The 22,420-nt window shown below is 72.8% G+C and carries 19 protein-coding genes and 4 pseudogenes; 7 read left to right on the forward strand and 16 right to left on the reverse strand.

Going from position 1 to position 22,420, the window contains the following annotated elements:
* From AOQ53_RS11460 to AOQ53_RS11475, 4 genes and pseudogenes are all read right to left on the reverse strand, one after another.
* Positions 1–419: pseudogene (locus tag AOQ53_RS11460) on the reverse strand (hypothetical protein); the annotation flags it as partial.
* Complete coding sequence (locus tag AOQ53_RS11465; RefSeq protein ID WP_059416909.1) at positions 416–1,483, reverse strand: tetratricopeptide repeat protein; 1,068 nt, start codon at positions 1,481–1,483, stop codon at positions 416–418. The pseudogene AOQ53_RS11460 and the gene AOQ53_RS11465, both read right to left, overlap by 4 nt.
* A gap of 168 nt (positions 1,484–1,651) precedes the next feature.
* Positions 1,652–2,329: an AIM24 family protein gene (locus AOQ53_RS11470; protein WP_059416910.1), complete on the reverse strand. Its 678-nt coding sequence runs from the start codon at positions 2,327–2,329 to the stop codon at positions 1,652–1,654.
* A 76-nt stretch (positions 2,330–2,405) separates the two neighbouring features.
* Complete coding sequence (locus tag AOQ53_RS11475; RefSeq protein ID WP_059416911.1) at positions 2,406–3,860, reverse strand: CAP domain-containing protein; 1,455 nt, start codon at positions 3,858–3,860, stop codon at positions 2,406–2,408.
* A 177-nt stretch (positions 3,861–4,037) separates the two neighbouring features.
* Here AOQ53_RS11475 and AOQ53_RS11480 point away from each other — a divergent pair.
* A pseudogene (locus AOQ53_RS11480) lies at positions 4,038–4,505 on the forward strand (glycosyl hydrolase family 95 catalytic domain-containing protein); the annotation flags it as partial.
* 40 nt (positions 4,506–4,545) lie between these two features.
* The gene (locus AOQ53_RS11485; protein WP_059416913.1) at positions 4,546–5,790 is read left to right on the forward strand and encodes an SGNH/GDSL hydrolase family protein; all 1,245 of its coding nucleotides are present in this window, start codon (positions 4,546–4,548) and stop codon (positions 5,788–5,790) included.
* Between the two features lie 279 nt (positions 5,791–6,069).
* Here AOQ53_RS11485 and AOQ53_RS11490 read toward each other — a convergent pair whose 3' ends face one another.
* The 5 genes from AOQ53_RS11490 to AOQ53_RS11510 form a co-directional block, all read right to left on the reverse strand.
* Complete coding sequence (locus tag AOQ53_RS11490; RefSeq protein ID WP_059416914.1) at positions 6,070–9,042, reverse strand: helix-turn-helix transcriptional regulator; 2,973 nt, start codon at positions 9,040–9,042, stop codon at positions 6,070–6,072.
* A gap of 75 nt (positions 9,043–9,117) precedes the next feature.
* Entirely contained in the window at positions 9,118–9,471 is a 354-nt protein-coding gene (locus tag AOQ53_RS11495; protein ID WP_059416915.1) for a UBP-type zinc finger domain-containing protein, read from the reverse strand.
* Positions 9,468–10,913, reverse strand: coding sequence for an ATP-binding protein (locus AOQ53_RS11500; RefSeq protein WP_059416916.1), 1,446 nt, complete (start codon positions 10,911–10,913; stop codon positions 9,468–9,470). Before AOQ53_RS11500 ends, AOQ53_RS11495 begins: the two co-directional genes overlap by 4 nt.
* Positions 10,910–12,586: an FAD-dependent oxidoreductase gene (locus tag AOQ53_RS11505; protein WP_059416917.1), complete on the reverse strand. Its 1,677-nt coding sequence runs from the start codon at positions 12,584–12,586 to the stop codon at positions 10,910–10,912. The genes AOQ53_RS11500 and AOQ53_RS11505 overlap by 4 nt, the downstream gene beginning before the upstream one ends.
* A 106-nt stretch (positions 12,587–12,692) precedes the next feature.
* Entirely contained in the window at positions 12,693–13,046 is a 354-nt protein-coding gene (locus AOQ53_RS11510) for a VOC family protein (protein WP_059416918.1), read from the reverse strand.
* 61 nt (positions 13,047–13,107) lie between these two features.
* Between AOQ53_RS11510 and AOQ53_RS11515 the strand changes: the two genes are divergently transcribed.
* Positions 13,108–13,989, forward strand: coding sequence for a universal stress protein (locus AOQ53_RS11515; RefSeq protein ID WP_059416919.1), 882 nt, complete (start codon positions 13,108–13,110; stop codon positions 13,987–13,989).
* A gap of 84 nt (positions 13,990–14,073) precedes the next feature.
* On the opposite strand, the gene AOQ53_RS11520 is transcribed toward AOQ53_RS11515, so the two are convergent.
* The 3 genes from AOQ53_RS11520 to AOQ53_RS11530 all read right to left on the reverse strand — a co-directional run bounded on the left by AOQ53_RS11520 (position 14,074) and on the right by AOQ53_RS11530 (position 16,831).
* A complete protein-coding gene (locus AOQ53_RS11520) occupies positions 14,074–15,306 on the reverse strand; it encodes a DUF4032 domain-containing protein (RefSeq protein WP_059416920.1) in 1,233 nt (410 codons plus the stop codon).
* Positions 15,307–15,347: 41 nt separating this feature from the next.
* Positions 15,348–16,094 carry an MBL fold metallo-hydrolase gene (locus AOQ53_RS11525; RefSeq protein WP_059416921.1) on the reverse strand — a complete coding sequence of 249 codons (747 nt, stop codon included), beginning with the start codon at positions 16,092–16,094 and terminating at the stop codon, positions 15,348–15,350.
* 113 nt (positions 16,095–16,207) lie between these two features.
* Positions 16,208–16,831 carry an alpha-ketoglutarate-dependent dioxygenase AlkB family protein gene (locus AOQ53_RS11530; protein WP_059416922.1) on the reverse strand — a complete coding sequence of 208 codons (624 nt, stop codon included), beginning with the start codon at positions 16,829–16,831 and terminating at the stop codon, positions 16,208–16,210.
* Between the two features lie 102 nt (positions 16,832–16,933).
* Here AOQ53_RS11530 and AOQ53_RS11535 point away from each other — a divergent pair, with 102 nt between their 5' ends.
* Both AOQ53_RS11535 and AOQ53_RS11540 read left to right on the forward strand, forming a co-directional pair.
* A complete protein-coding gene (locus tag AOQ53_RS11535) occupies positions 16,934–17,569 on the forward strand; it encodes a TetR/AcrR family transcriptional regulator (RefSeq protein ID WP_059416923.1) in 636 nt (211 codons plus the stop codon).
* A gap of 16 nt (positions 17,570–17,585) precedes the next feature.
* Positions 17,586–19,259 (forward strand): FAD-binding dehydrogenase, encoded by a 1,674-nt coding sequence (locus AOQ53_RS11540; RefSeq protein ID WP_059416924.1) that lies wholly within the window; start codon positions 17,586–17,588, stop codon positions 19,257–19,259.
* 23 nt (positions 19,260–19,282) lie between these two features.
* Here AOQ53_RS11540 and AOQ53_RS11545 read toward each other — a convergent pair whose 3' ends face one another.
* Positions 19,283–19,633 (reverse strand): DUF488 domain-containing protein, encoded by a 351-nt coding sequence (locus AOQ53_RS11545; RefSeq protein ID WP_059416925.1) that lies wholly within the window; start codon positions 19,631–19,633, stop codon positions 19,283–19,285.
* 150 nt (positions 19,634–19,783) lie between these two features.
* On the opposite strand from AOQ53_RS11545, the gene AOQ53_RS11550 reads away from it, so the two are divergent.
* Positions 19,784–20,227, forward strand: a complete 444-nt coding sequence (locus AOQ53_RS11550) for a DUF6098 family protein (RefSeq protein WP_059416926.1) — start codon at positions 19,784–19,786, stop codon at positions 20,225–20,227.
* 58 nt (positions 20,228–20,285) lie between these two features.
* Here AOQ53_RS11550 and AOQ53_RS11555 read toward each other — a convergent pair whose 3' ends face one another.
* Both AOQ53_RS11555 and AOQ53_RS46080 read right to left on the reverse strand, forming a co-directional pair.
* On the reverse strand, positions 20,286–20,537 hold the full coding sequence (locus AOQ53_RS11555) for a WhiB family transcriptional regulator (RefSeq protein WP_059416927.1): 252 nt from the start codon (positions 20,535–20,537) through the stop codon (positions 20,286–20,288).
* A 102-nt stretch (positions 20,538–20,639) separates the two neighbouring features.
* A pseudogene (locus tag AOQ53_RS46080) lies at positions 20,640–20,892 on the reverse strand (saccharopine dehydrogenase C-terminal domain-containing protein); the annotation flags it as partial.
* Positions 20,893–20,895: 3 nt separating this feature from the next.
* Between AOQ53_RS46080 and AOQ53_RS11560 the strand changes: the two are divergent.
* Positions 20,896–21,465, forward strand: a pseudogene (locus AOQ53_RS11560) (TetR/AcrR family transcriptional regulator C-terminal domain-containing protein); the annotation flags it as partial.
* Between the two features lie 3 nt (positions 21,466–21,468).
* On the opposite strand, the gene AOQ53_RS11565 reads toward AOQ53_RS11560, so the two are convergent.
* The gene (locus AOQ53_RS11565) at positions 21,469–22,368 is read right to left on the reverse strand and encodes a LysR family transcriptional regulator ArgP (protein WP_059416928.1); all 900 of its coding nucleotides are present in this window, start codon (positions 22,366–22,368) and stop codon (positions 21,469–21,471) included.
* Between the last annotated feature and the right edge of the window lie 52 nt (positions 22,369–22,420).

Genomic DNA, 22,420 nt, shown 5'->3' on the forward strand with positions numbered 1-22,420 from the left:
ACGAGTGTGCGGCAGCGGTGGAGGATCTGGTGAGGGGCGGTAAGGGGGTCGGGTGCGGCCGGGTGGCCGGGGCTGCGCGAGGGGTTGGAGCCGTGAACGTGGCCGGGGGCGCCCGTGTGCTCGGGGCTGCCCGAGGGGCTGGAGCCGCGTGCGTGGCCGGGAGTGCCCGGGTGGCTGGAGACGCCTGCCTGGCCGAGGGTGCCGCGCTGCCTGGAGGCGCCCGTGCGGCCGGCGTCGCCTGCATGGCCGGGGCCGGCCGCATCGTCCGAGTCGTCGAGGCCGCCCGCGTGGTCCAGGCTGCCCGTACGGTCGGCCGCGTGAAGGCCGCCCCCCTGGCGGCCGTCCGCGTGCTCCTGCCGCTCGTCGCGGGCGACCCCGCCCCGCCGCGCCGCCTCTACCGCCGTGGAGGAGGCCGTCACCGTGCCACCTCCGCCACCCTCGCCTCGACGAGCCCGGCATCCGATATGCCGAGTTCGTCGTACGCGCGGGTCACCATCTTGCGGGCGTGCTGGAGGCCGATCCGCTCCAGCGTGCCGGCGAGCTCGGACAGTTCGGCCGCCGTCTCGGCGCGGTCGCGGCCCAGCCGAGCCAGGCACTTGGCGAGCCCCAGGCGCGACAGCGCCTCCCCGCGCGGCTCGCTCATCTCACGGAACTCCGCGAGGGCCTGCTCGTACAGGGCGCGCGCCTCGGTGTAACGCCCGGCTCGGTACAGGACGTTGCCGCGCATCTTGTGGTTGTAGGCCAGCGCGCTGGACAGCCGCATCGCGCGGCACGTGGCCTCCGCCTCGCTCAGCAGCTCCAGGGCCCGCTCGGTGTCCCCCTCACGCACGGACACGACGTCGGCCAGACCGCGCAACGCCCAGGCGTGACCGCGCCGGTCGTCGGCGCGCGCGGCGATCTCGGCGGACTCCTCGAACAGGGCGTACGCGGTGTCGAAGTCCCCGGTGTTGCGGTGCATCTGCGCGATGCCCTCCAGCGCCCACACCGTGTGCCGCGCCTCCCCGCGCCGCCGGGCCTCGGCGAGTAACTGCTCGTGCAGCCGGCCGACGGCCTCGTAGTCGCCCTGGATGCGGCCGGTCTCGGCCAGGCCCGCCAGCGAGTAGCCGCGCACGACGATGTCCCCGCCTCGTTCGCCCAGGTCCGCCCCGAGTTGGAGCAACCGACGGGCCAGCCGGAACGCCCCGCGCTGGCGGGCCAGCGTGCCGCCGCTCCACAGCGCCCAGGCCATCGCCGCGACGTCCCCGGCCCGGCGGGCGGCCCGGTAACTCGCCTTCCACGCCCGGTCCGCGTCCTCGACCCGGCCCAGCCGACGGTGCGCCTCGGCCACCGCGAGTCCGGAACGCGCCGCCTCCCCGGGTTTCCCCGCGCGCTCGGCCGCCCTCAACTGCTCGGTGCCGGCGGCCAGGACGTCGGTCAGGGAGGAGTTGACGGACAGGGTGGTGAGCGCGCCCTGGTACTCCGGGGCGAATGCCTTGCCGTACATCGGTGCCTTTCGTCCATTGTGCGCACCGTGTATACACAGGGTGTATACACGGTGCGCAGGGAAGGGTGGAAACCTGCCCTGGCCACAAGGGCCAGGGCAATCACCTGTTGTGGATCAAGACGTCGACTGCACGGACGGGGTTGCCTGTGACGCGCAGATCACCGGGGCTCAGTGCTGACCGGCCTTCTGCGGTGTCGCCTCGCTCGGCCGCACGACGACGTATCCCTCGCCCTGGAGCGCCAGTTGCACGGCCTCCCCGGAGCCGCCGCGCAGCATGGAGCCGATGGACTGGGAGCGGTGCAGCGACGTCTGGAGGCCGGCCGTCCAGCCGACGACCGCGTCGGTGTCGACATACACCGGATACTGCGGAGAGACCGGGATGACCAGCGGATTGCCCTCGCACACCAGGCCCAGTTCACCGTGTCCCGTGAAGACGCTGTTGAACAGGCCGCCGCCGGTGATGCCGGCGCCCTTCACGGTAGCGATGCGGTAGGACAGCGTGGCGTCGAAGCACAGGACGTTACGGCCGTTGACCGTGAACTCGTCGCCGGGTTCGACTTCGACGATGAAGCAGTTCTGCGCTTCGTGGGCGAACCAGGCCTCGCCCTGCCCGCGCACGGCCATCAGTGGAAGTCCCTCCCCGGTGACCGCGCGCTTGAGCATGCCGCCCACGCCCTGACCCTTGCGCTCGAACTGGAGGTTGCCGCGGTAGGCGATCATCGCGCCCTGTCGGGCCAGCATCTCGCCGTTCACCGTGTAGCGGAGGCACTTGGCGTTCTCGACCGTCATACCCGGTGCGACGGCCGGCTGTGCCATGTGCCGGCTGGAAAAGAGGTCACCCTTCATATGCGCATCCTCGCCCGGAGCATCCCCCTCCGCCAAGATCGGGGCGAGTGTCGGCAGGGCGCGCGGTGGCGCGGTGTCAGCCGCCGAAGAGTTGCGTCCAGTACGTTCCCGCCCGGCCGCCGCCCGCGAAGCCGACGCCGAGGTGCGTGAAGCCGGGTTTGAGGATGTTGGCCCGGTGGCCGGGGCTGTTCATCCAGCCCTCCACCACTTCGGCGGCGGAGCGCTGGCCGCAGGCTATGTTCTCGCCGATGGAGCGCCGGGTGGAGCCCGCGGCCGCGGCCCTGTCCCAGGGCTGGCTGCCGCCGGGCGCGGTGTGCGAGTAGAAGGCACGGGCCACCATGTCCGCGCTGTGCGCCTGGGCGGCGGCGGTGAGCAGGTGATCGGCGGCCAGGGGCGGGAGCCCGGCCCGGGCGCGCTCCCGGTTGGTGAGGTCGGTGACGGCCGCCGCCGCGTCCGCCAGCCCGTCCGGTGTGAGGGGCCTGGCCCAGAGCGCGGTCCAGTACGTGTCGTCGGTGGGTCCGTCGTGGACGTGGGCCACTCCGGCGTGGGTGAACGACGGGTCGTGCAGGACGCGGCGGGCCCCGTCCGTGCGCAGACAGTACGCGACGAACTCGGTTGTGGTGCGCGGGCCGGACACCAGGTGCTCGCCGACGGTGAGGTACGCGTACCCGGCGCCGACGACCCGCTGGTAGACGGAGACGCCGTCCCGGCTCTCGACTCCGAGACGTCCGGACGCGGCCATGGCGGCGGCGTGGGCCCGCGCCGCGGACACGAGCCGCGGGTCGAGCGATACCGGTGGTGAACCGACGGCGGCGCGAGCGGAGTTGACCAGGGTGGTGAAGCCGTCCGGGTCGGGGGCGGACGGTACGGAGGCAGAGGCTCCGGGGGAGGGGCCGACGCCGATTGCGCTCCCGGTCAGGCGCCGCGCGGCCGGGGCCGGCATCGGCGCGTGGGTGGGGGTGAGAGCCGCTCGCTGCGCGCCGCTGTCGAGGGAGCCCGGCCGCGCGCCCGGCGCACCGGCCGCCGCCGAGTCCGGCCCGGTCGCGGGCGTGTCGTCCACGATGTCGACGCCGAAGTCCCTGGCGAGTCCCGCCAGTCCGTCGGCGTACCCCTGGCCCAGGGCCCGCAGCTTCCAGCGGTCGCCGCGCCGGTAGAGCTCCGCGAGCAGCAGGACCGTCTCCTGGCGGGGGTGCGGTGGGGTGAACCGGGCGAGCGGGCGGCCTGACGCGTCGGTGACGTGCAGCGTGGCGGAGGGCAGGCGGCCGAGGGCGGTTCCGGGCTCGGCGGGGCTGACGGCGACGGTGACCCGGGTGGCGCCGGTACGCAGCCTCGCCGGGTCCACGGTGAGCGCGTCGCCCCGCAGCGTCGCTCCCGGCGCGGCCGGCTGGTTGTAGAAGACGAAGTCGCCGTCGTCCCGCACCTTTCCGCCGTCGTCCGTGACGAGCGCGGACACGTCGAACGGGCCGGCCACCCGGATGGTCACCGCCCCGCCCGGAAGCGGCAGATTGCCGCCGGAGACCAACTCGTTCATCACGCCCCCCTGCTGTCGTCGTACCGGCCTCCCCGTGGGACGCGGATGCCCGGACAACGGCCGTGGCGGCGCGAGGGTTCCCCCGCCGGCCCCGGTCCACGACCAGGAAGCCGGCGTCCACCTGCGGCCGTCTCCAGCCCCTGCGCGCAGAAGTACGTCGACTCGCAGGCGCGGATGTTCGCATGGGCCAACGCCTGGCGCAGCGCCTGCTGGGCCCGGCTGAAGGACGCGGACAAGGCCTACCGGCTGATCGCGACCAACCTCCGCCCCTCGACAGGGGGCGGCAACGGCACCGCCTTCAACCTCTTCGACATCCACGAGGTGGAGCAGGGCCGGGGCATCTTCCAGATCGACGCCAACCTCGGCACCCCGGTCGCGATGATCGAGATGCTCGTCCAGTCGCGGCCGGGCCATGTGGAACTGCTGCCCGCCCTGCCCCCGGCCTGGGCGGACGAGGGCCGGGTGCGCGGAGTCGGCGTGCGCGGCGGCTTCGTCCTCGACCTGCGCCGGCGGCACGGCAGACCCACCGAGGCCACCCTGCACAGCGTCGGAGGCCGCACCACTACCGTGTCGTACGCCGGGACGGCACGAAGTGCCCGACTCGCTCCCGGTGACTCCGCGACGCTGCGGGATCTCGCCCCCTGACACCGCCCGCCCGTACACACCGGCCGAAGGAGCGCACACGATGCCACGCACCGCACGCCCCCGCGGCCGCACCGCCCTGGCCATCCTCTCCTGCTGCCTCTTGCTGGGCTGCGGTTCCGGCGGGACACCCCAGGGCGACGAGCCGGCCCCGCCGGCCGGCGCCCCGACGGGGACCGGGTACGGCGTGGTCACCTGGGCCTCCTCCGCCGACCGCATCGGCGCGGCGGCCGACGGCCGCGGCTACCGGCTGGTCGTGCACACCAGCGTCGGCGGCACCGGCCTCAGGGTGCGGCTGTCCAACGCCTTCGGGGACCAGCCGGTGACGTTCGACAACGTCCACGCGGGTCTCCAGCGCGAGGGGGCCGCACTCGTCCCCGGCAGCAACCGGCGCCTGACCTTCGGCGGCGCCCGCTCCGTCACGGTCCCCGCCGGCGGCATCGTCTACAGCGACCCGCTGCCCGGCCACGTCCCCGCCGCGAGCAAGCTCGTGGTCAGCCTCTACGTCCCCCGGGCGGGAGGAGCGCTCACCGGGCACTGGATGGCGATGCAGACGTCGTACACCACCGACGGCGACCACACCGCGGAGGAGAGCGGCGCCAACTGGGCGCAGCGGACCGGCTCCTGGTTCTACCTCGACGCCGTCACCGTGCGGCCGGGGACCGCGACGGGCGCCGTGGCCGCCCTCGGCGACTCGATCACCGACGGCTGGCAGTCCACGACCGACCTCGACCGCCGCTGGCCCGACCATCTTGCCCGCCGGCTGCGCACGTCCCCCACGACGGCCGTCGAGGGAGTGGCCAACGCGGGTATCGCCGGCAACAAGGTCCTCACCGACGGCCCCGGACAGAGCGCCCTGAACCGCCTCTCGCGGGACGCCCTCTCACTGCCTGGCCTGCGCACGGTGTTCCTCTTCCAGGGCGTCAACGACATCAAGGCCGAGCCCGGCGCCACGGCCGACGAGCTCATCGCCGGGTACCGCACGCTGGCCGACCGGGTGCACGCGGCCGGAAAGTGTGTCGTCGCCGCCACGATCGCCCCGTACAAGGGCTGGCGGGAATGGGACCCCGCCGGAGAAGCCGTGCGCCGGAAGGTCAACGCCTTCATCCGCACCAGCGGCGAGTTCGACGCGGTCACCGACTTCGACCGCATCCTGCGCAGCCCCTACGACCACGAGCGGATCCTCCCCGCCTTCGACGGCGGCGACCACCTGCACCCCAACGACAAGGGGATGCAGGCGATGGCCGACGGCGTCGACCTGGAGAGCCTCGACTGCGGAAGCCGCTAGGCGGTCCGCGAAGTCCCGCCTGCCCCGCGACGCCCGGCACGCACTCTCACCGCACCGGGCGGACGCCCGCGTACGACCAGTACGCGGACGTCCGCCCGGTACTCCCTCAAGCTCTTCGAGCAGGGGGTGCCCCCAAGCTCTTCGAGCAGGGGGTGCCCCAGAGCACGCACCGAACGCCGCAGGGCCCGCCCTCCGGGCGGACGACGGGACTTCACGGACACCCCCTAGCCCGGGTCGGGGGTACGCGAACACGTTCGCCCCTCCTGCGCGTCCGGCCGGTCAGCCGGACGCCGACGGCTCCGGGCTGATCAGACCCTCCCTGTAGGCGATCGCCACCGCCTCGCCGCGGCTCGACGCGCCCAGCTTGGCGAGGATGTTGGAGACGTGGACGCTCGCCGTCTTGCCGGTGATGAACAGCTCCTCGCCGATCTGCCGGTTGCTGCGGCCGAGCGCGAGCAGCCGCAGCACCTCCTGCTCGCGTGCGGTGAGCACCCCGGCGCGCTCGTCGGCGTCCGGCGTGTCCGCCAGGCGACCGCGCCGGACCAGGGCGTCCACCTGCTCCCGCAGCGGCGTGGCGCCGAGGCGGTCGGCGGTCTCCCGGACCTCGCGGGCCTCGGCCGCCGCCTCCTCACGACGCCCGGCCGCGACCAGGGCCTCGGCGTACCGCAGCCGGCAGCGCGCCTGCTCGTAGACGTCGCCGTAGCCGAACGCCGTCAGCGCCTTTGACCAGGCCGCGGCGTCCGGCCCCGAGACGGCCCGGATCCACTCCGCCTCGGCACGGGCCAGCCACGCCTGCCCCTCGGGGCCCTGGGGAGCGCCGTCCTCGCCGTGGGTGGCGGTGGCCCGCGCCAGCTCCACCAGTTCGGCCGCCGTGTCCGTCCAGCGGCGGGCCCTCGCCTCGTCACCGGCCGACCGTGGCTCGGCGGCCGCGTCGGCCACCGCGGACAACGCCAGGGCGGCGAGCCGGACCGTGACGTCCGGGCGGGCCCCCGCCTCGTCGGTGAGGGCCGCGACCGTGGACCGCGTCCACCGCACCGCGTCCCCGGGGTCACGGCGCAGCGCCGCGGCGTCGGTGAGCACGATGCCCGCGACCAGGGTGGCCATCCAGTCGAAGGGCCCCTCCAGCAGGGCACGCGCCCGGTCGGCGGCCGTCATGTCGCCCCGTGCCAGGGCGACATACAGCGCGGGACCGACCGTGTACCCGCCGGCGGCCGGCAGCAGCTCGGCATCGGCCGCCGCCGCCCGCACACACTCGTCCCAGCGGCCCAGCACATGCAGCACCACCAGCCGCAGGTACCGCATCTCCAGCGGATACGGGGACGACAGCAGCCCGGCGCGCCGGGCCCGGTCCAGGCCTTCCGTCAGCCAGGGCACGCACTCCGCCAGCGCACCGGACTCGTAGCAGCCCATGGCGAGGTTGAACAGGGCACGCAGCTCCACGGCCGCGTTGCCCGAGCTCCGGGCCAGCTCCCGGGCCCGCAGCAGCCGCTCACGGCCCTCGGCGCCGCGCCGCCCGCCTCCGTCGAAGACGGCCAGGGAGATCAGCAGGTCCGCCTGCGCGTCGGTCACCCGCAGTTCCTCGGCCACGCTCATGGCCCGCCGGGCGACCCGCAGCGCTGTCTCGTTCTCCCCGACGTGGCGTGCGGCCATGGCGTGCGTGGCCGCCGCCCACACCCAGGTACGCGACGGAGGATCCTCGGGGATCATCGCCAGGGCCTCGCTGCTGTAGGCGAACGCCGCCGTAAGGTGGTCCACGCTCAGCAGGTTCCCGGCAAGGGTGTAGCGGACCCGGGCGGCGAGTTCGGAGTCGGCGTCCTGGCCGAGGTCCGCCAGCGCGGACCGTGTGAGAGAGACCGCCCGGTGCAACTCCCCGGCGTGCGCGGCCGCCGCCGAGGCCCGCAACGTCAGCGTCACCCGGTCGACGCCTCCGCCCGACGGCCGCGCTTCGGCACCCACCGCCGGCCACAGGTCGAGGGCCGCTTCGAGATGCCGCTGCTCCTCGGCCGGCGCACCCACCCGCTGGGCGTGGTCGGCTGCCTCCAGGGATGCGGTCAGCGCCTCGGCGAGGTCATGGCTCTCCCGGTAGTGGTGGGCACGCTCGGCAGCGCTCTCCGCGGGCCGGTCCTGCCCGGCGAGCAGCCGGGCGAACGCGCCGTGCAGCCGCGCCCGCTCCCCGGGGAGCAGATCGGCGTAGACGGCCTCACGGGCGAGGGCGTGCCGGAAGGAGTACGTGTCGTCGTCCCCGGCGACGAGCAGCTGCCGCCCCACCGCCTCCCGCAGCGCCGACTCCAGCTCCTCCTCGGGCAGTCCGACCGCCTCCCGCAGCAGCGCGTGCTCCACCCGGCGCCCGGCGACGGCCGCGGTCCGCAGCACTTGCTGCGCCGTGTCGGACAGCTGCTCGAAGCGGATCAGCAGCACCTCGGCGAGCCCGCTGGGCACCCCACCGGACTCCGTGTCCGTCGCCGCGAGCAACTCCTCCGCGTAGAAGGCGTTCCCCTCGGCCCGCTCCACGATCCGCCGCACCGTGGCCTCCGCCAGCGGACGCCGTTCGAGCTGCCGCACCAGCCGGGCCACATCGGGATCGCCCAGCGGCCGCAGCTCCAGCCGCTCCACGGCGGGCAGCCGTATCAGCTCCGCGAGCAGCGGCCGCAGCGGGTGGCGACGGTGCAGGTCGTCCGCCCGGTACGAGGCGAACACCGCCAGCCGGTGCCTCAGAACACCCCGGCCGAGCAGAAACCGCAGCAGATCCCGCGACGACTGGTCGGCCCAGTGCAGATCCTCCAGCACGAGCAACAGCGGCGCGACATCCGCCACATCGGCCAGCAGGCCCGCCATCCCCTCGAACAGCCGCAGCCGCCCGTCGACGTCCCGCGCGGAATCGCTCCCGGCCCCCAGCATCCGTCCGACCACGGGATGGGCGGCCAGAGCGGGCGCGAACCGCTCGTCGGCGGCGAGCACCCCCAGGATCTCGGTGAACGGCAGATAGGGCAGACCGACGTCGCCGAGGTCGACGCAGTGCCCGGTGACCACGGTCATGCCCGCTTCGGCGGCCCGCCCCCCGACCTCATCCAGAACCCGGGTCTTGCCCACACCGGCGTCCCCGGCGATCAACACGGCCCGCGATTCACCGGCACGAGCACGTTCCAGAACGCCGGAGAGCCGGTCGAGTTCGGCTTCCCGCCCGACAACCGGCGTGATGAAGGAAATGTTCGGCACTCGACCAACTCTCCTGGGGGCGCGGGGCTGTGACATTGTGCGGCTCCGCCGCGTGGGCGCGATCAACCACATACAACCCGCAGCCGCCCCCAAACAGAAACCCCCGAACTCCTAGGCCCGCAAAACCCTCGCCCAATCATCCGGCACCCGCCCCGCAGGCCCCGGCGCCGGCTGATCCGCAGGATGACTCACCGGCGGAGCCAGCTCGGGCCCCGACTCGTACAACTCGTTCGTCGAGTAGTCCCAGTACCAGCCCTCGCCCGGCTCGAAGCTCTGCACCAGAGGATGCCCTGTCTCCCTGAAATGCCCCGTCGCATGCTTCGCGGGCGAACTGTCACAACACCCCACATGCCCGCACTGCGCACACCGCCGAAGGTGGAACCACCACCCCCCGGCCGTCTCGCACTCCGCACACCCGCTCCCGCTCGGCGGAACACCCGGGTCGATCCCGTTCTCACCCCTCATGCCGACTCCTCCTCGACCGCTGTCAGCGGAAGCAGCACCTGGAAACGTGTGTCCCCCGGCTCCGACTCCACCTGAATGCTGCCGTGATGCTTGTTGACCACGATCCGCCAGGAGATGTCGAGTCCGAGCCCGGTTCCCTCACCCACCGGCTTCGTCGTGAAGAACGGGTCGAAGATCCGGCCACGGTCCTCCGCCGGGACACCGACGCCCGTGTCCCGGAACTCCACCAGCAGCCGGTCGTGGTCCCGGGCCGTCCGTACGGTCAACGTCCCGTCCCCGCCCGCGCTGTTCATCGCCGAGACCGCGTTGTCGATCAGGTTCGTCCACACCTGGTTGAGCTCCGCCGGGTACGCCGGGATCCTCGGCAGCGTCCGGTCGTAGTCCTTGACGACCTTGATCCGCCGGCCGATCTTGCCCGACAGCATCAGCAGCGTGCTGTCGAGGAGTTCGTGCACATCGGCGTGCTGGAAGGGCGCCCGGTCGAGCTGGGAGTACTGCTTGGCCGCGTCGACGAGATGCGAGATGCGCGTGGTCGAGTCGTTGATCTCGTCCATCAACAGCTCGGTCTCGACGGTGTAGTTGAGCCACCCGATCGCGCTCGGCAGGAGCTCCTCGTCCACCGCCGCGGCCACCTGGTCCAGCCAGTCCTCGTCGAGACCGGCCTGGACGAAGGCGGGCGCGATCCGCCAGCCGTCCAGGATGCCGTGGTCGTCGAGCCAGTCGGTGAGCGCGTCCTCCCGGTCGGAGGCCTCCAGCGGACTCAGCGTCGGGGCCTTGGCGACCCGCTCGGCGGTGCGTTCCTGGAGGTCGATGAGGTTCGCCATGACCTCGGGGGAGTACGAACCCTGCGCGATGACCGCCAGCTTGTGCCGCATCTTGCCCACCCGCTCCCGCAGCGTCGCGGTCGCCCGCACGGCCGCCGCCGCGGGGTTGTTGAGCTCGTGGGTGAGGCCGGCGGACAACGAGCCGAGCGCCAGCAGCCGTTCGCGCTGCCCGATGGCCCGCTGGGTGTTCTTGGAACCGAAGAAAAGCCCCTCCAGCAGATGCACCGCCATCGGGAACCACTCCTGCATGATGCCCGCGAACGTGTCGGCGGGCAGCACGAAGAACCGCGTCGGCTCGGTGACGCGCATGGAGTTGTTGTAGACCTGCCGCACCCGGTCGCCCAGATACGCCTGCATGGACCCCGCGTACACCCCGCGCTGGGAGGTCCGGGCCACCTCCACGTCGTCGGCGCCGACCCGGCGGTACAGCACGACCGTGCCCTCGAGCAGCACGTAGAAGCAGGTGGCGGGTTCGCCCTCGGTGTACACGGGGCCGGGCTCGTACTGCTCCACGCGCCCCTCGGCGCACAGCCGTCCCAGCTGCTCGGGGGTCAGCTTCTCGAACAGGAACAGGGAGCCGATCTCCTGCGGGGCGCACGGCACGGGTTGCCCGCTCATGACTGCTCCAGATACCGGTGGACGAGCATCACGGCCATGGCTCCCTCTCCGACGGCGGACGCGACCCGCTTGGCGGACTCGGAGCGCGCGTCGCCCGCCACGAACACGCCGGGCACATTGGTCTCCAGGTGGTAAGGCGGCCGGTCCAGCTCCCAGCCCTCCGGCGGGCGGCCGTCGGGCGTCAGGTCGGGCCCGGTGAGGATGAACCCCCGCTCGTCACGCAGCACCGTGCCGTCCAGCCAGTCGGTCAGCGGGGCCGCCCCGATGAACACGAACACCCACTGCGCGTCGACCTGTTCGGTATGCCCGCTGTCCACGTCCCGCAGGGTGAGCCGCTCCAGGTGGCCGTCACCGTGTGCGGCCTCGACGACGGTGCGGCAGCGCACCTGGATGTTGGGGGACTCCTCGATCTGCTGGATGAGGTAGTGCGACATCGACGCCGACAGCGACGCACCGCGCACCAGCAGCGTCACCGACTTGGCGCCCCGGGACAGGTACATCGCCGCCTGCCCGGCGGAGTTGGCGCCGCCGACGATGTACACGTCCTGCCCCTGGCAGGAGGGGGCCTCCGTCAGGGCCGACCCGTAGAACACCCCGCACCCGGTCAGGTCCTCGCAGCCGGGCGCCTCCAACTGGCGGTAGGACACGCCGGTCGCCAGGATCACGCTGTGCGCGGCGATCGCCGAGCCGTCCGAGAACCGTACGATCCGGGCGGCGCCGTTGACCTCCAGCGCCGTCACCTCGCGCGCGGTGAGGATCTCGGCGCCGAACTTCGCCGCCTGCCGCCGTGCCCGGTCGGTGAGCTGGGCTCCTGACACGCCGTCGGGGAAGCCCAGGTAGTTCTCGATGCGTGAGCTCTGCCCGGCCTGCCCGCCGGTCGCGGACCGCTCCACGAGCACCGTCCGCAGCCCTTCGGAGGCGCCGTAGACCGCCGCGCCGAGCCCGGCCGGACCGCCGCCGATCACGACCAGGTCGTAGAAGTCGGCCGTCGGGGTCGTCGCCAGCCCGACCCGGCCGGCGAGGTCGACGGCCTCCGGCTCGACCAGCGGCGTCCCGTCCGGCGTGATCACCACCGGCAGCCGCATCCCGTCCTCACCGGCCGCGGCCAGCAGCCGCCGGCCCTCCGGTTCGTCGGAGGAGTACCAGCGGTACGGCACCTGGTTACGGGCCAGGAACTCCCGGACGTCCGAGGAGCGCGCCGACCAGCGGTGTCCGACGACCTTCGTGCTGGGCACGGGCCGGTGGTCGCCGGCCCGCCACGCCTGGAGCAGATCGTCCAGGACCGGGTAGAGCTTCTCCTCGGGCGGGTCCCACGGCTTGAGCAGGTAGTGGTCGAGGTCGACGACGTTGATCGCGTCGATCGCCGCGTTCGTGTCCGCGTACGCCGTCAGCAGCACCCGCCGGGCACCCGGGTAGACGTCCAGGGCCTGTTCGAGGAACTCGATGCCGTTCATCTGCGGCATCCGGTAGTCGGCCAGGATCACGGCCACGAGATCGCCGCGCAGCTTCAGTTCCCGCAGCGCGTCGAGCGCGGACTCGCCGGACTCCGCGCGCACGATCCGGTACGACGCGCCGTAACGCCGCCTCAGATCCCGCGCGACGGCCCGGGAGACCCCCGGGTCGTCGTCCACGGTCATGATGACGGTCCGCGCCGCATCGGCGGCCTGTGCCATACGTCCCCCACACCGGGCGGTCGACTCACGGCACGGCACCCCGGGGCACCGCGCCGACCTGCGCCCATCGTATGTTCGATCGCCGCGGCGCGCTCCGATACGGAGATCAGCTCCGGCGGGCCCCCGGCACGCAGAACTCGTTGCCCTCCGGGTCGGCCGGCGTCACCCACGACTGCTCGCCCTGTCCCACGTCGGCGTGCCGCGCGCCGAGCGCGAGCAGGCGGGCCACCGCGGCCTCTTGGTCGTCGGGCCGGAAATCGAGGTGGAGGCGGTTCTTGACCGTCTCGCTCTCCGGCACGGTCGTGTAGAGCAACCCCGGCAGCCGGTCCGGGGCGGGCCGGATCTCGAACTCGGCGGGTGCGTCGTTCACCACGGTCCAGCCCGGCGCCTCGGCCCACCAGCGGCCGAGGGCCACGGGATCGGCAGAGTCCACCATTACCTGCTCCCACCCCGCGGCCATGCGGGCAGGGTAGTGAAGACTGATCACCGTCGCAGTGACATTTTCACAAGGAGGCAGCCGGATGACACGCCCGATCACCGCAGGGTTCGACGGATCGCAGGAGAGCCTCGCGGCTCTCGCCTGGGCGGCCCGCGAGGCGGTGCGGCGCGACCGGCTGCTGCGCGTGGTGCACGCCTGGCGGTTCCAGCCGCAGGAGGCGCTCGAAGCGGGGATCGCCGGGGACGCGGACAGGCAGGGCGAGTTGGTGCACAGCGCGGTGACCGAGGCCGTCGGGACCCTCACCGAACGGCACCCGGACCTGGACGTGACCACCGACGTCGTGGAGGGCGCGGTCGTCGACACCCTGGTCGCCGCCGCTGCCGACGCCGAACTGCTGGTGCTCGGCTCGCGCGGGCACGGGCCGGTCGTCGGCTTCCTGCTGGGCTCGGTCGGCCAGCAGGTCATCGCCGAGACCACCCGGCCCGTCGTGCTCGTCCGGGCCGGTGACCAGCCCTCGGTCGAGGCCGCCGGGCGGGAGATCGTCGTGGGCCAGCAGGGCGACCCGCAGGACAGCGCCGACGCGCTGCGGTTCGCGTTCGAGACGGCTGCCGCGCGCGGGGCGACAGTCCGTGTCGTACGGGCCTGGACCCTGCCGCCCGTGTTCGCCTACAGCCCCGGCTCGCTGAAGCTCCTCGACGAGGCCGGGGGACTGGAGCCGTACGAGAAGAAGGCACTGGCCGCCGCGGTCCGGCCGTGGCGGGAGCGTTTCCCCGACGTGCCGGTGGAGGAGCACGTCGAGATGGGCAGCGCCGGGCAGGTGCTGCTGTCCGTGGCCGGGACGGCCCAGCTGATGGTCGTCGGCAGACGGGCGCACCGTACGGCCGTCGGCGCCCGGATCGGCTCGGTGGCGCACGGGGTGCTGCACCACGCGGACTGCCCGGTGGCCGTGGTCCCGCACCTGTGACACGGACGCGGCTGCCTCGGCCCGCCGACTGCGGTCCGCGGTGCCCGGGCCCCGTTCCTGGCAGCAGGCCCCGGCGCGCGTGCCTCACTCCGCCGTCGGCTGAAGCGTCTTGCGGGCCTTGGGGAGGATGTTCTTGATGTAGTCCTCGACCGCCGTTTCGATGCCGATGTCGTGCTGGGCCCGCTCGGACAGGTACCAGCGGTGTTCGAGGAGCTGGTGGTAGATCTCCGCCGGGTCCATGGAACCGCGCAGTTCGGGCGGCACGGCCCGCACGGTCGGCCGGAACACCTCCCGCACCCAGCGGTGGGCCAGCACCTCGGGGCGGGCACCGAGGGGATCGCCCGGGGCGTAGTCGTCCTGGGTCGCCATCCAGCTCTCCAGGTCGTTCAGCAGCCGCCGGGCCTGGTTCTCCTCGGTGTCCAGCCCGGTCAGGCGCAGCAGCTGGCGCTGGTGGTGGCCCGCGTCGACGACCTTGGGCACGAAGGTGACCGTGTCGCCGTTCGAGGCGTGCTCGATCTGCATCTCGGCGACGTCGAAACCGAGGTCGTTCAGGCGGCGGATCCGGCGTTCTATGTAGTGGTACTTCCCGGCCGGGTAGACGGAGGTGCGGGTCAGTTCGTCCCACAGGCCGCGGTAGCGGGCGCAGATCTCCATGCCGAACTCGACCGGGTCCACGGACGGGTGCAGCGCCCCGGACGCCTCCAGGTCCAGCAGCTCCCCGCTGATGTTCACGCGGGCGAGGTCCAGGTCGTACTCGCGCTGCCCGGAGCTGAGCTGCGGATGCAGGTCACCGGTCTCGGCGTCCACCAGATACGCGGCGTAGGCGCCCGCGTCGCGGCGGAAGAGGGTGTTGGACAGCGAGCAGTCGCCCCAGGCGAACCCGGCCAGGTGCAGCCGCACCAGCAGCACGGCGAGCGCGTCCATCAGCCGGTGCATGGTGGCCGGGCGCATGGTCGTCTCGAACATCGAGCGGTACGGCATCGACCCGCCCAGGTGCCGGGTGATCAGCACGCTCTCCAGCGGGGCGCCGTCCGCGTCGGTACGGCCGGTGACCACGGCCAGCGGATCCACCGCCGGGATGCCGATCCGGTCCAGGTCGCGCAGCAGCCCGTACTCGCGCTGCGCGGGCCGCTCGGCCAGCTCCTTGACGGCGATCACCTCGTCACCGGCCCGGGAGTAGCGCACCACGTGCCGGGAGATACCGCGCGGCAGCGGCACGAGGTACTCCTCCGGCCACTCCTCCAGGGGCAGGTCCCACGGCAGCTCCAGCAGAAGCGCGGGATGCTCCGGGTTGGTCGCGCTGATCTGAAGTGCCATGCGCCGGGTGTCCTTGTCTCGCCGCTGATCGTCACCTCAGATTAGAGGGCGCGCTCCCGGGCGCGGTGCGCGGCGTCCTTCACCGAGCCGCGGTGGACCGGACCGTGCCCGGGCAGCAGTAGCTCGTCCTCCAGCTCGGCGAGGACGTCCAGGGAGGCCACGGCACGCGGGCGCTCGTGGTGGAACATGTCCGGCAGCAGCTGCGGCCCGTCGACCCGCGAGGTGGGGTGCCCGCTGACCAGGGCGTCGCCGGAGACGAGCACGCCGGTGCCCGGCAGGTGGTAGGCGCAGTGCCCGTCGGTGTGGCCCGGCGTGTGCACCGGCACCGGCCGCCCGGGCAGGTCCAGGGCGCCCGTCTCCGGGAACGGCTCGGGGGCCGTGACCGGGTTGTGCGTCGTGCCGCCGGAGCGCAGCGCGTGCACCACCCACGGCAGCACACCCGGCCGCCAGCTGTTCCTCAGCACCGCCCCGACGGACACCTGGTGCAGGAACTCCCGGCGTGCGTGCGGTACTTCGGCCTCGTGCAGGTACACGGGCGTGCCGTACGTTGCGCGCAGGTACTCGGCCGAACCCAGGTGGTCGTTGTGCGCGTGCGTGATCAGCACCGCCGCGACCGCCTCCGGGGAGCTTCCCACCTGCGCGAGCGAGGCGAGGAGCTGCTCCCGGTCGCCGGGGTAGCCGGTGTCGACCAGCGTGACGGCGTCCCCCTCCGCGAGGATCACCCAGTTGGTGTTGGAGCCGTGCACCAGGTAGGTGCCGTCCGCGACTTGGTGTACGTCTGCCCGCATGATCGCCCCGCGTTGGTGTGGTCCCAGCCCGACGAGAGAAGGAAAGCAGACCCCACGGCAGGTGGAATGGCGGGGTCCGCCTCAACGGACCGGCGGGGCATGGCCGTTCGGGCTCAGTGCACGCCGTGCGGGCGGAACTGGATACTGATGCGCGGCTCCGTCGCGCGGGTGCTCTTGGGAACGGAGTGCTCCCAGGTGCGCTGGCAGGAGCCGCCCATCACGATCAGGTCGCCGTGGCCCAGTGGCCGGCGCACGGTGTCGCGACCGCCCCGCATCGGACGCAGCAGCAGGTCGCGGGGCGCTCCCACCGACAGGATGGCGACCATCGTGTCCTCGCGTGCACCCCGCCCGGTCCGGTCGCCGTGCCAGGCCACACTGTCCCGGCCGTCGCGGTAGTAGCACAGCCCGGCCGTGGTGAACGGCTCGCCCAGTTCCTCGCCGTAGTGGGCGCTCAGCGCGTCGCGCGCCTCGGTCAGGACCGGGTGCGGCAGCGGGTCCTCGGCGCCGTAGAAGGCGAGCAGCCGGGGAACGTCGACGACGTGGTCGTACATCGTGCGCCGCTCCGCCCGCCACGGCACCTCGGCGGCCAGCTGTTCGAACAGCACGTCGGAACCGCTGAGCCACCCGGGCAGGACGTCGAGCCAGGCGCCGAAACCGAGATGGGTGCGGCTGATCCCGTCGAGAGGTCCGAGCCGCAGCTCGTCCGTCTGGTCGAAGAGAGAGCCCTGGAGGTGCATGGCCCCAGGATACCTCGTAATCGAAAGTTTGTTCCATGAAAATGTGGGGCTTTCGATACATCGGTGTATCGAATACAGTCATGTATTGAAAGGAGGCCGGGCATGGTGGAGGGATCGACCGGGCGTGTGACCAGGCGCCGTGTCCGCACCCGGGCCAACCTCCTGGACGCGGCGTTCTCCGTGTTCGCGGCCAAGGGCTTCGGGCACGTCTCGATCGAGGAGGTCTGCGAGGCCGCCGGCTACAGCAGAGGCGCCTTCTACTCCAACTTCTCCAGCCTCGACGAGCTGTTCTTCGCCCTCTACCGCGAGCGGGCCGACCTGATCGCGGAGCAGGTGTCCGGGGCCCTCGCCCTCGACGGGCCCGGCCTCGACGTGCCGGCCGCGGTGGACCGCGTCACCGACGTGCTGCTCCTCGACCGGGACTGGCTCCTGGTGAAGACGGACTTCCTGGTGCACGCCGCCCGCGACCCGGACGTGGCCCGGAGCCTGCTGGAGCACCGGGCGCGGCTGCGGCGGGCGATCGCCGACCGGCTCGCCCGGGCCCGCGGGCACACCGCACTGCCCGCCGTGCTGGGCGACACGGACGGTGCCGCCCACGCCGTGGTCGCGGCCTACGACGGCGTCACCACGCAACTGCTGCTGGACCGGGACGTCGAGCACGCCCGCGCCTGGCTGAAGCAACTGCTCACGGCCCTGCTGACCGACGGCAGCGGCACCCCCGATCACAGGCGGAACTGAAGAAGGGAACGTCGCCATGGATGCCGACGTCATCGTCGTCGGAGCGGGCCTCGCGGGCCTGGTCGCGGCCCACGAACTGACCAGCAGGGGCAGGAGGGTCGCCCTCGTCGACCAGGAGAACGCCGCCAACCTCGGGGGACAGGCCTTCTGGTCCTTCGGCGGGCTGTTCCTCGTCGACTCGCCGGAGCAACGGCGCCTCGGCATCAAGGACTCCTTCGACCTCGCCTGGAGCGACTGGCGGGGCAGCGCGGGCTTCGACCGGCTGGACGACGAGGACTCCTGGGCCGTGCGCTGGGCGCGCGCCTACGTCGAGTTCGCCGCGGGGGAGAAGCGGTCCTGGCTGCACGGGCACGGCATCACGTTCCTGCCCACCGTCGGCTGGGCCGAGCGCGGCGACCTCACGGCGCACGGGCACGGCAACACGGTGCCCCGCTTCCACATCGCCTGGGGCACCGGCACCGGTGTGGTGGAACCCTTCGTCCGCTACGCCAAGCAGGCCGCGCGCGACGGACTGCTCACCTTCCACCACCGCCACCGCGTCGACGAACTGGTCATGGACGACGGCAGCGCCCGAGGCGTGCGCGGCACGGTCCTGGCCGAGGACTCCTCACCCCGGGGCGTCGCCTCCAACCGCGACGCCATCGGCGAGTTCGAACTCACCGCCCAGGCCGTCGTCGTCACCAGTGGCGGCATCGGAGCCAACCACGACATCATCCGCCGCTACTGGCCCGAGCGCCTCGGCACCCCGCCGCGGGAGATGGTCACCGGCGTACCGGCCCACGTCGACGGACGGATGCTCGACATCAGCGCCGAGGCGGGCGTACGGCTGGTCAACCGGGACCGTATGTGGCACTACACCGAGGGTCTGCAGAACTGGGACCCGATCTGGCCCGGCCACGGCATCCGCATCCTGCCCGGACCGTCCTCGATGTGGTTCGACGCCCTCGGCCGCCGCCTGCCCGGGCCGTACCTGCCCGGCTACGACACCCTCGGCACCCTGAAGCACCTGCGCACCACCGAGGACATCGCCGGGTACGACCACTCCTGGTTCATCCTCACGCAGAAGATCATCGAGAAGGAGTTCGCCCTGTCGGGCTCCGAGCAGAACCCCGACATCACCGCCAAGGACCGCGCCGGGTTCCTGAAGGAACGCATCCTCGGCAAGGGCGCGCCCGGGCCGGTCGACGCCTTCCTGCGCAAGGGCGCCGACTTCGTGACCGCCCCCAGTGTCGAACAGCTCGTCGAGAAGATGAACGAGCTCACCGGCAAGCCGCTGCTCGACGCGGCCGGTATCAAGCGCCAGATCGAAGCCCGCGACCTCCAGATCGCCAACCCCTACGCCAAGGACGCCCAGGTGCAGGGCATCCGCAACGCCCGCCGCTACATCGGCGACCGCCTCGGCCGGGTCGCCACCCCGCACCGCATCCTCGACCCGGCGGCCGGCCCCCTGATCGGCGTCAAGCTGCACATCCTCACCCGCAAGACCCTCGGCGGCATCCAGACGGACCTGGACTCCCGCGCCCTCGGGACCGACGGCAAGCCGGTGGAGGGGCTGTACGCGGCCGGCGAGGTCGCCGGATTCGGCGGCGGCGGTGTCCACGGCTACAACGCGCTGGAGGGGACCTTCCTCGGCGGCTGTCTCTTCTCGGGGCGGGCGGCGGGGCGGGCGGCGGCGAAGCAGACCGCCTGACCGTGCCCGGACGGCCCGCCTCTTCAGCTCTGCACGAGGCGGGCCAGCACCGTGGCGTGGCTCCGTTCCGGCGTCCTCGACGCGGTCAGCAGCGTCACATCGCCCTTGCGGGCCAGGTCACGGACGTGGTCGAGGAGCCCGGCCGCCTCGTCGGCGGCGAGTTCCGCCTCGTACCGCCCGGCGAACTCCTCGTACGAGCCCTCGCCGGCGTGGTACCAGCGGCGCAGCTCCGTCGACGGGGTGATCGCCTTCGGCCACTCGTCCACCCGCGCCGCGTCCTTCGCCAGCCCCCGCGGCCACAGCCGGTCGACCAGGACACGCACCCCGTCATCCGGCTCCGGCGGATCGTAGACGCGACGTACGCGGACGCTCATGCTCGGCCCCTTCTGCTGCTGCGACGGGCGGGTGTGCCGCGAGCGTAACGCCGACCGGGCACCGGCACCCGCCCGCGCCGAAGGGCCGATTCCGCTCGCGCCGAGCGGGTACTCCGTCCGCCTGACGGCGTCGAGGGAGGAGGACACGACATGAGTGGATCGGACGACCTGCCGGTCGTGCGCACACTCGCCGAGCTCACCGAGCTGGTCGAGCGGCACCAGGGCCTGTACGTCCGCTGGTCGCGCGGCCCCGCGACCGATCTGCGCGACGTGTCCAGCACCGACGATCTGACGGGCGTGTCCATGCCGGGCCTGTCCGCCAACCCGCTCGACGTCGAGAACTGGTGGGAGGACCGGCCCGTCCGGGTGTGGGTGGCGCGTCGTCTGCACGACTACGCCCATCTGCCGCACGAGAAGGGGCCCGGTGTGCGGGCCTGGGTGCTCGCGGGCAAGGAGACCTCCCGCGGACCCGACAACGAACCGCTGGTCACCGACGCCCGGCCGATGTGCTGGATCGACCAGCAGGTGATCGACGAGGCGAAGGCGGAGGTGTCCCGGCAGGAGAACCCCTGGGGGCCGCTGCGTCGCAGGTGAGGCTCCCAGGGGGAGTAGGGGGCGCCGGCCGGGGGCGGCGCCCCTGGGCGGAGTGGTGTCAGCCGGAGCGCCGCCGGGCCGCCGCCCGCCGCTTCAGCGCACGCCGTTCCGTCTCGCTGGTCCCGCCCCACACACCGATGGACTGCCCCGTGTCCAGCGCCCACTGCAAGCACTGCTCCTGGACGGGGCAGCGTCGGCACACCGTCTTGGCCTGCTCCGTCTGCAGCAGGGCCGGGCCGGAGGTGCCGATCGGGAAGAAGAGCTCGGGGTCCTCGTGCCGGCAGGCAGCGTGGTCTCGCCAGTTGTCCATCGAAGTCACCTGCGATCGCAGTAGAAACGTGCCCGTTCGGATGCCTACTCCTTTTCGGGTCACCTGTCGACGCGTGGTGAAACAGCGCCGCCCCGGACACGCTCACTGCTCGCGCATGCCCCAGGGCGAGCCGTAGACGGTCAGCGGGCCCAGGAAGGGCGGGCCGGGAAGGCCTCCGGCCGAGCACGCCCGCGCTGGGCCAGGCGCCCGTGGCGAGGAGTTCGAGCGCGACGACGGAGTTGACGGCGGTCTGCCGCACCACGGCCTGAGAGCCGTACTCCGTCATGGACCACTGGTTGTCGGCCACGTGGTAGACGTACACCTCGCGCGGCTTGCCGCCCCGCACGCCCCGCACCACCGCAGGCTCGGTCTGGCCCCGGACGCCGACCCGAGCACGCGCTAGCGGCACTTCCGGGACATGGACGACCCGACGCTCGCCATCGGCGACGCGCTGACCGGGCAGGCGCTCCGCGGCTGGGCGCCGGCGGGGGAGTGGCGGGCGGGCCTACGGGCCGTCGGGCCGCGCATCCACGCCGCGTACCTGGAGCATCCGCAGGCGGCCGTGCTCACCGCGAGCCGCGTCTCGGGCCGGGTCCACGAACTCGCGGCCGACGAGACCCTCCTGGACATCCTGCGCACGGCGGGCTGCCCGGTGCCGGACGCCGTGCGCGTCTACCACGCCTTCGCCGACACCACACTGGCCTTCGCCGCGCTCGACGCCGCATCCCCGGCCCTGCCCAGAGCCTCGCTGCGGGCCGACGAGGAGATGTGGTGCTCGACGTACGCCCGCCTGCCCGCCACCACCCATCCCCGCATCGCGGAGGCGGCACCCGTGCTCGCCACCCGCATACTCACGAGCGCCTATCCGACGGCCCTGGACATGCTGCGGGACAGTGCGGCCGCCCGGCTGGACAGTGTCCGGGAGTAAGCGTCACGCCCGCAGTGCCTCCCCGGCGGTCGCCGTCACCGTCTGAGCCACCTGCGCCAGCGCGGGCGAGTCGAGCTTCCACTGCTGCCAGTACAGCGGCACGTCCACCGTCCGGCCCGGGGCGAACCCGACCAGCCGTCCGGTGCGCAGCAGCGGGTCCGCCTGGGCCTCGGGCACCAGGCCCCAGCCCAGTCCGGCGGCCACGGCCTCGACGAAACCCTCCGAGGTCGGCACGTAGTGCCGCAGCGCGCTCGCGCTGCTCCGTCCCCGGGTGAGCCGGCGCACGAAGCCGTCCTGGAAGTCGTCCCGCCGGTCGAAGGCCACCACGGGCAGGTCGGGGAGCACCTGTTCCAGCGGCCCGTCGAGGTGGCGCGCGGCGAATTCCGGCGCGGACACCAGGATGTAGCGCATCCGCCCCAGCGACCGGACGGAACAGCCCGGCACGGGAACCGGCGACGAGGTCACCGCGGCCATCACCACCCCTTCCCGCAGCAGCGCCGCCGTGTGGTCCTCGTCCTCGCGGCGCAGTTCGAAGTAGAGCCGCAGCTCCTCCGGTACGCGCGTGAGCACCCGGAGGAACCAGGTGGCCAGCGAGTCCGCGTTCACCGCCACCGAGATCCGGGTCGGCTCCCCGGTCCCGCTCAGTCCGAGTTCCGCGTACGCGTCGCGCTCCAGCCGCGCCACCTGCCGGGCCAGCCGCACCAGCACCTCGCCCGACTCGGTCGGCCGCACCGGCTTGGTCCGCAGCAGCAGCACCCGCCCCGTGCGCTGCTCCAGCGCCTTCACGCGCTGACTGATCGCCGACGGCGTCACATGCAGCGCGGCCGCCGCCGCGTCGAACGTCCCCTCGTCCACGACCGCGAGCAGGGTCCGCACCTGGTCCAGAGGCAGATCAGTCATCATATCCGCTAACGATACGTAAGAATCTTTAGCTGTACCTGGGACGAGCGTGTCC

Source organism: Streptomyces azureus, from assembly GCF_001270025.1.
Lineage (GTDB): Bacteria > Actinomycetota > Actinomycetes > Streptomycetales > Streptomycetaceae > Streptomyces > Streptomyces azureus.

Coding starts and splice junctions, on each gene's coding strand:
- AOQ53_RS11555 (WP_059416927.1), bottom strand. CDS start 20,537: ATGGACAACTGGCGAGACCACGCTGCCTGCCGGCACGAGGACCCCGAG.
- AOQ53_RS11545 (WP_059416925.1), bottom strand. CDS start 19,633: ATGAGCGTCCGCGTACGTCGCGTCTACGATCCGCCGGAGCCGGATGAC.
- AOQ53_RS11520 (WP_059416920.1), bottom strand. CDS start 15,306: ATGGCACTTCAGATCAGCGCGACCAACCCGGAGCATCCCGCGCTTCTG.
- AOQ53_RS11495 (WP_059416915.1), bottom strand. CDS start 9,471: ATGAGGGGTGAGAACGGGATCGACCCGGGTGTTCCGCCGAGCGGGAGC.
- AOQ53_RS11540 (WP_059416924.1), top strand. CDS start 17,586: ATGGATGCCGACGTCATCGTCGTCGGAGCGGGCCTCGCGGGCCTGGTC.
- AOQ53_RS11515 (WP_059416919.1), top strand. CDS start 13,108: ATGACACGCCCGATCACCGCAGGGTTCGACGGATCGCAGGAGAGCCTC.
- AOQ53_RS11490 (WP_059416914.1), bottom strand. CDS start 9,042: ATGTCACAGCCCCGCGCCCCCAGGAGAGTTGGTCGAGTGCCGAACATT.
- AOQ53_RS11505 (WP_059416917.1), bottom strand. CDS start 12,586: ATGGCACAGGCCGCCGATGCGGCGCGGACCGTCATCATGACCGTGGAC.
- AOQ53_RS11465 (WP_059416909.1), bottom strand. CDS start 1,483: ATGTACGGCAAGGCATTCGCCCCGGAGTACCAGGGCGCGCTCACCACC.
- AOQ53_RS11550 (WP_059416926.1), top strand. CDS start 19,784: ATGAGTGGATCGGACGACCTGCCGGTCGTGCGCACACTCGCCGAGCTC.
- AOQ53_RS11530 (WP_059416922.1), bottom strand. CDS start 16,831: ATGCACCTCCAGGGCTCTCTCTTCGACCAGACGGACGAGCTGCGGCTC.
- AOQ53_RS11525 (WP_059416921.1), bottom strand. CDS start 16,094: ATGCGGGCAGACGTACACCAAGTCGCGGACGGCACCTACCTGGTGCAC.
- AOQ53_RS11565 (WP_059416928.1), bottom strand. CDS start 22,368: ATGATGACTGATCTGCCTCTGGACCAGGTGCGGACCCTGCTCGCGGTC.
- AOQ53_RS11475 (WP_059416911.1), bottom strand. CDS start 3,860: ATGAACGAGTTGGTCTCCGGCGGCAATCTGCCGCTTCCGGGCGGGGCG.
- AOQ53_RS11500 (WP_059416916.1), bottom strand. CDS start 10,913: ATGAGCGGGCAACCCGTGCCGTGCGCCCCGCAGGAGATCGGCTCCCTG.
- AOQ53_RS11510 (WP_059416918.1), bottom strand. CDS start 13,046: ATGGCCGCGGGGTGGGAGCAGGTAATGGTGGACTCTGCCGATCCCGTG.
- AOQ53_RS11470 (WP_059416910.1), bottom strand. CDS start 2,329: ATGAAGGGTGACCTCTTTTCCAGCCGGCACATGGCACAGCCGGCCGTC.
- AOQ53_RS11485 (WP_059416913.1), top strand. CDS start 4,546: ATGCCACGCACCGCACGCCCCCGCGGCCGCACCGCCCTGGCCATCCTC.
- AOQ53_RS11535 (WP_059416923.1), top strand. CDS start 16,934: ATGGTGGAGGGATCGACCGGGCGTGTGACCAGGCGCCGTGTCCGCACC.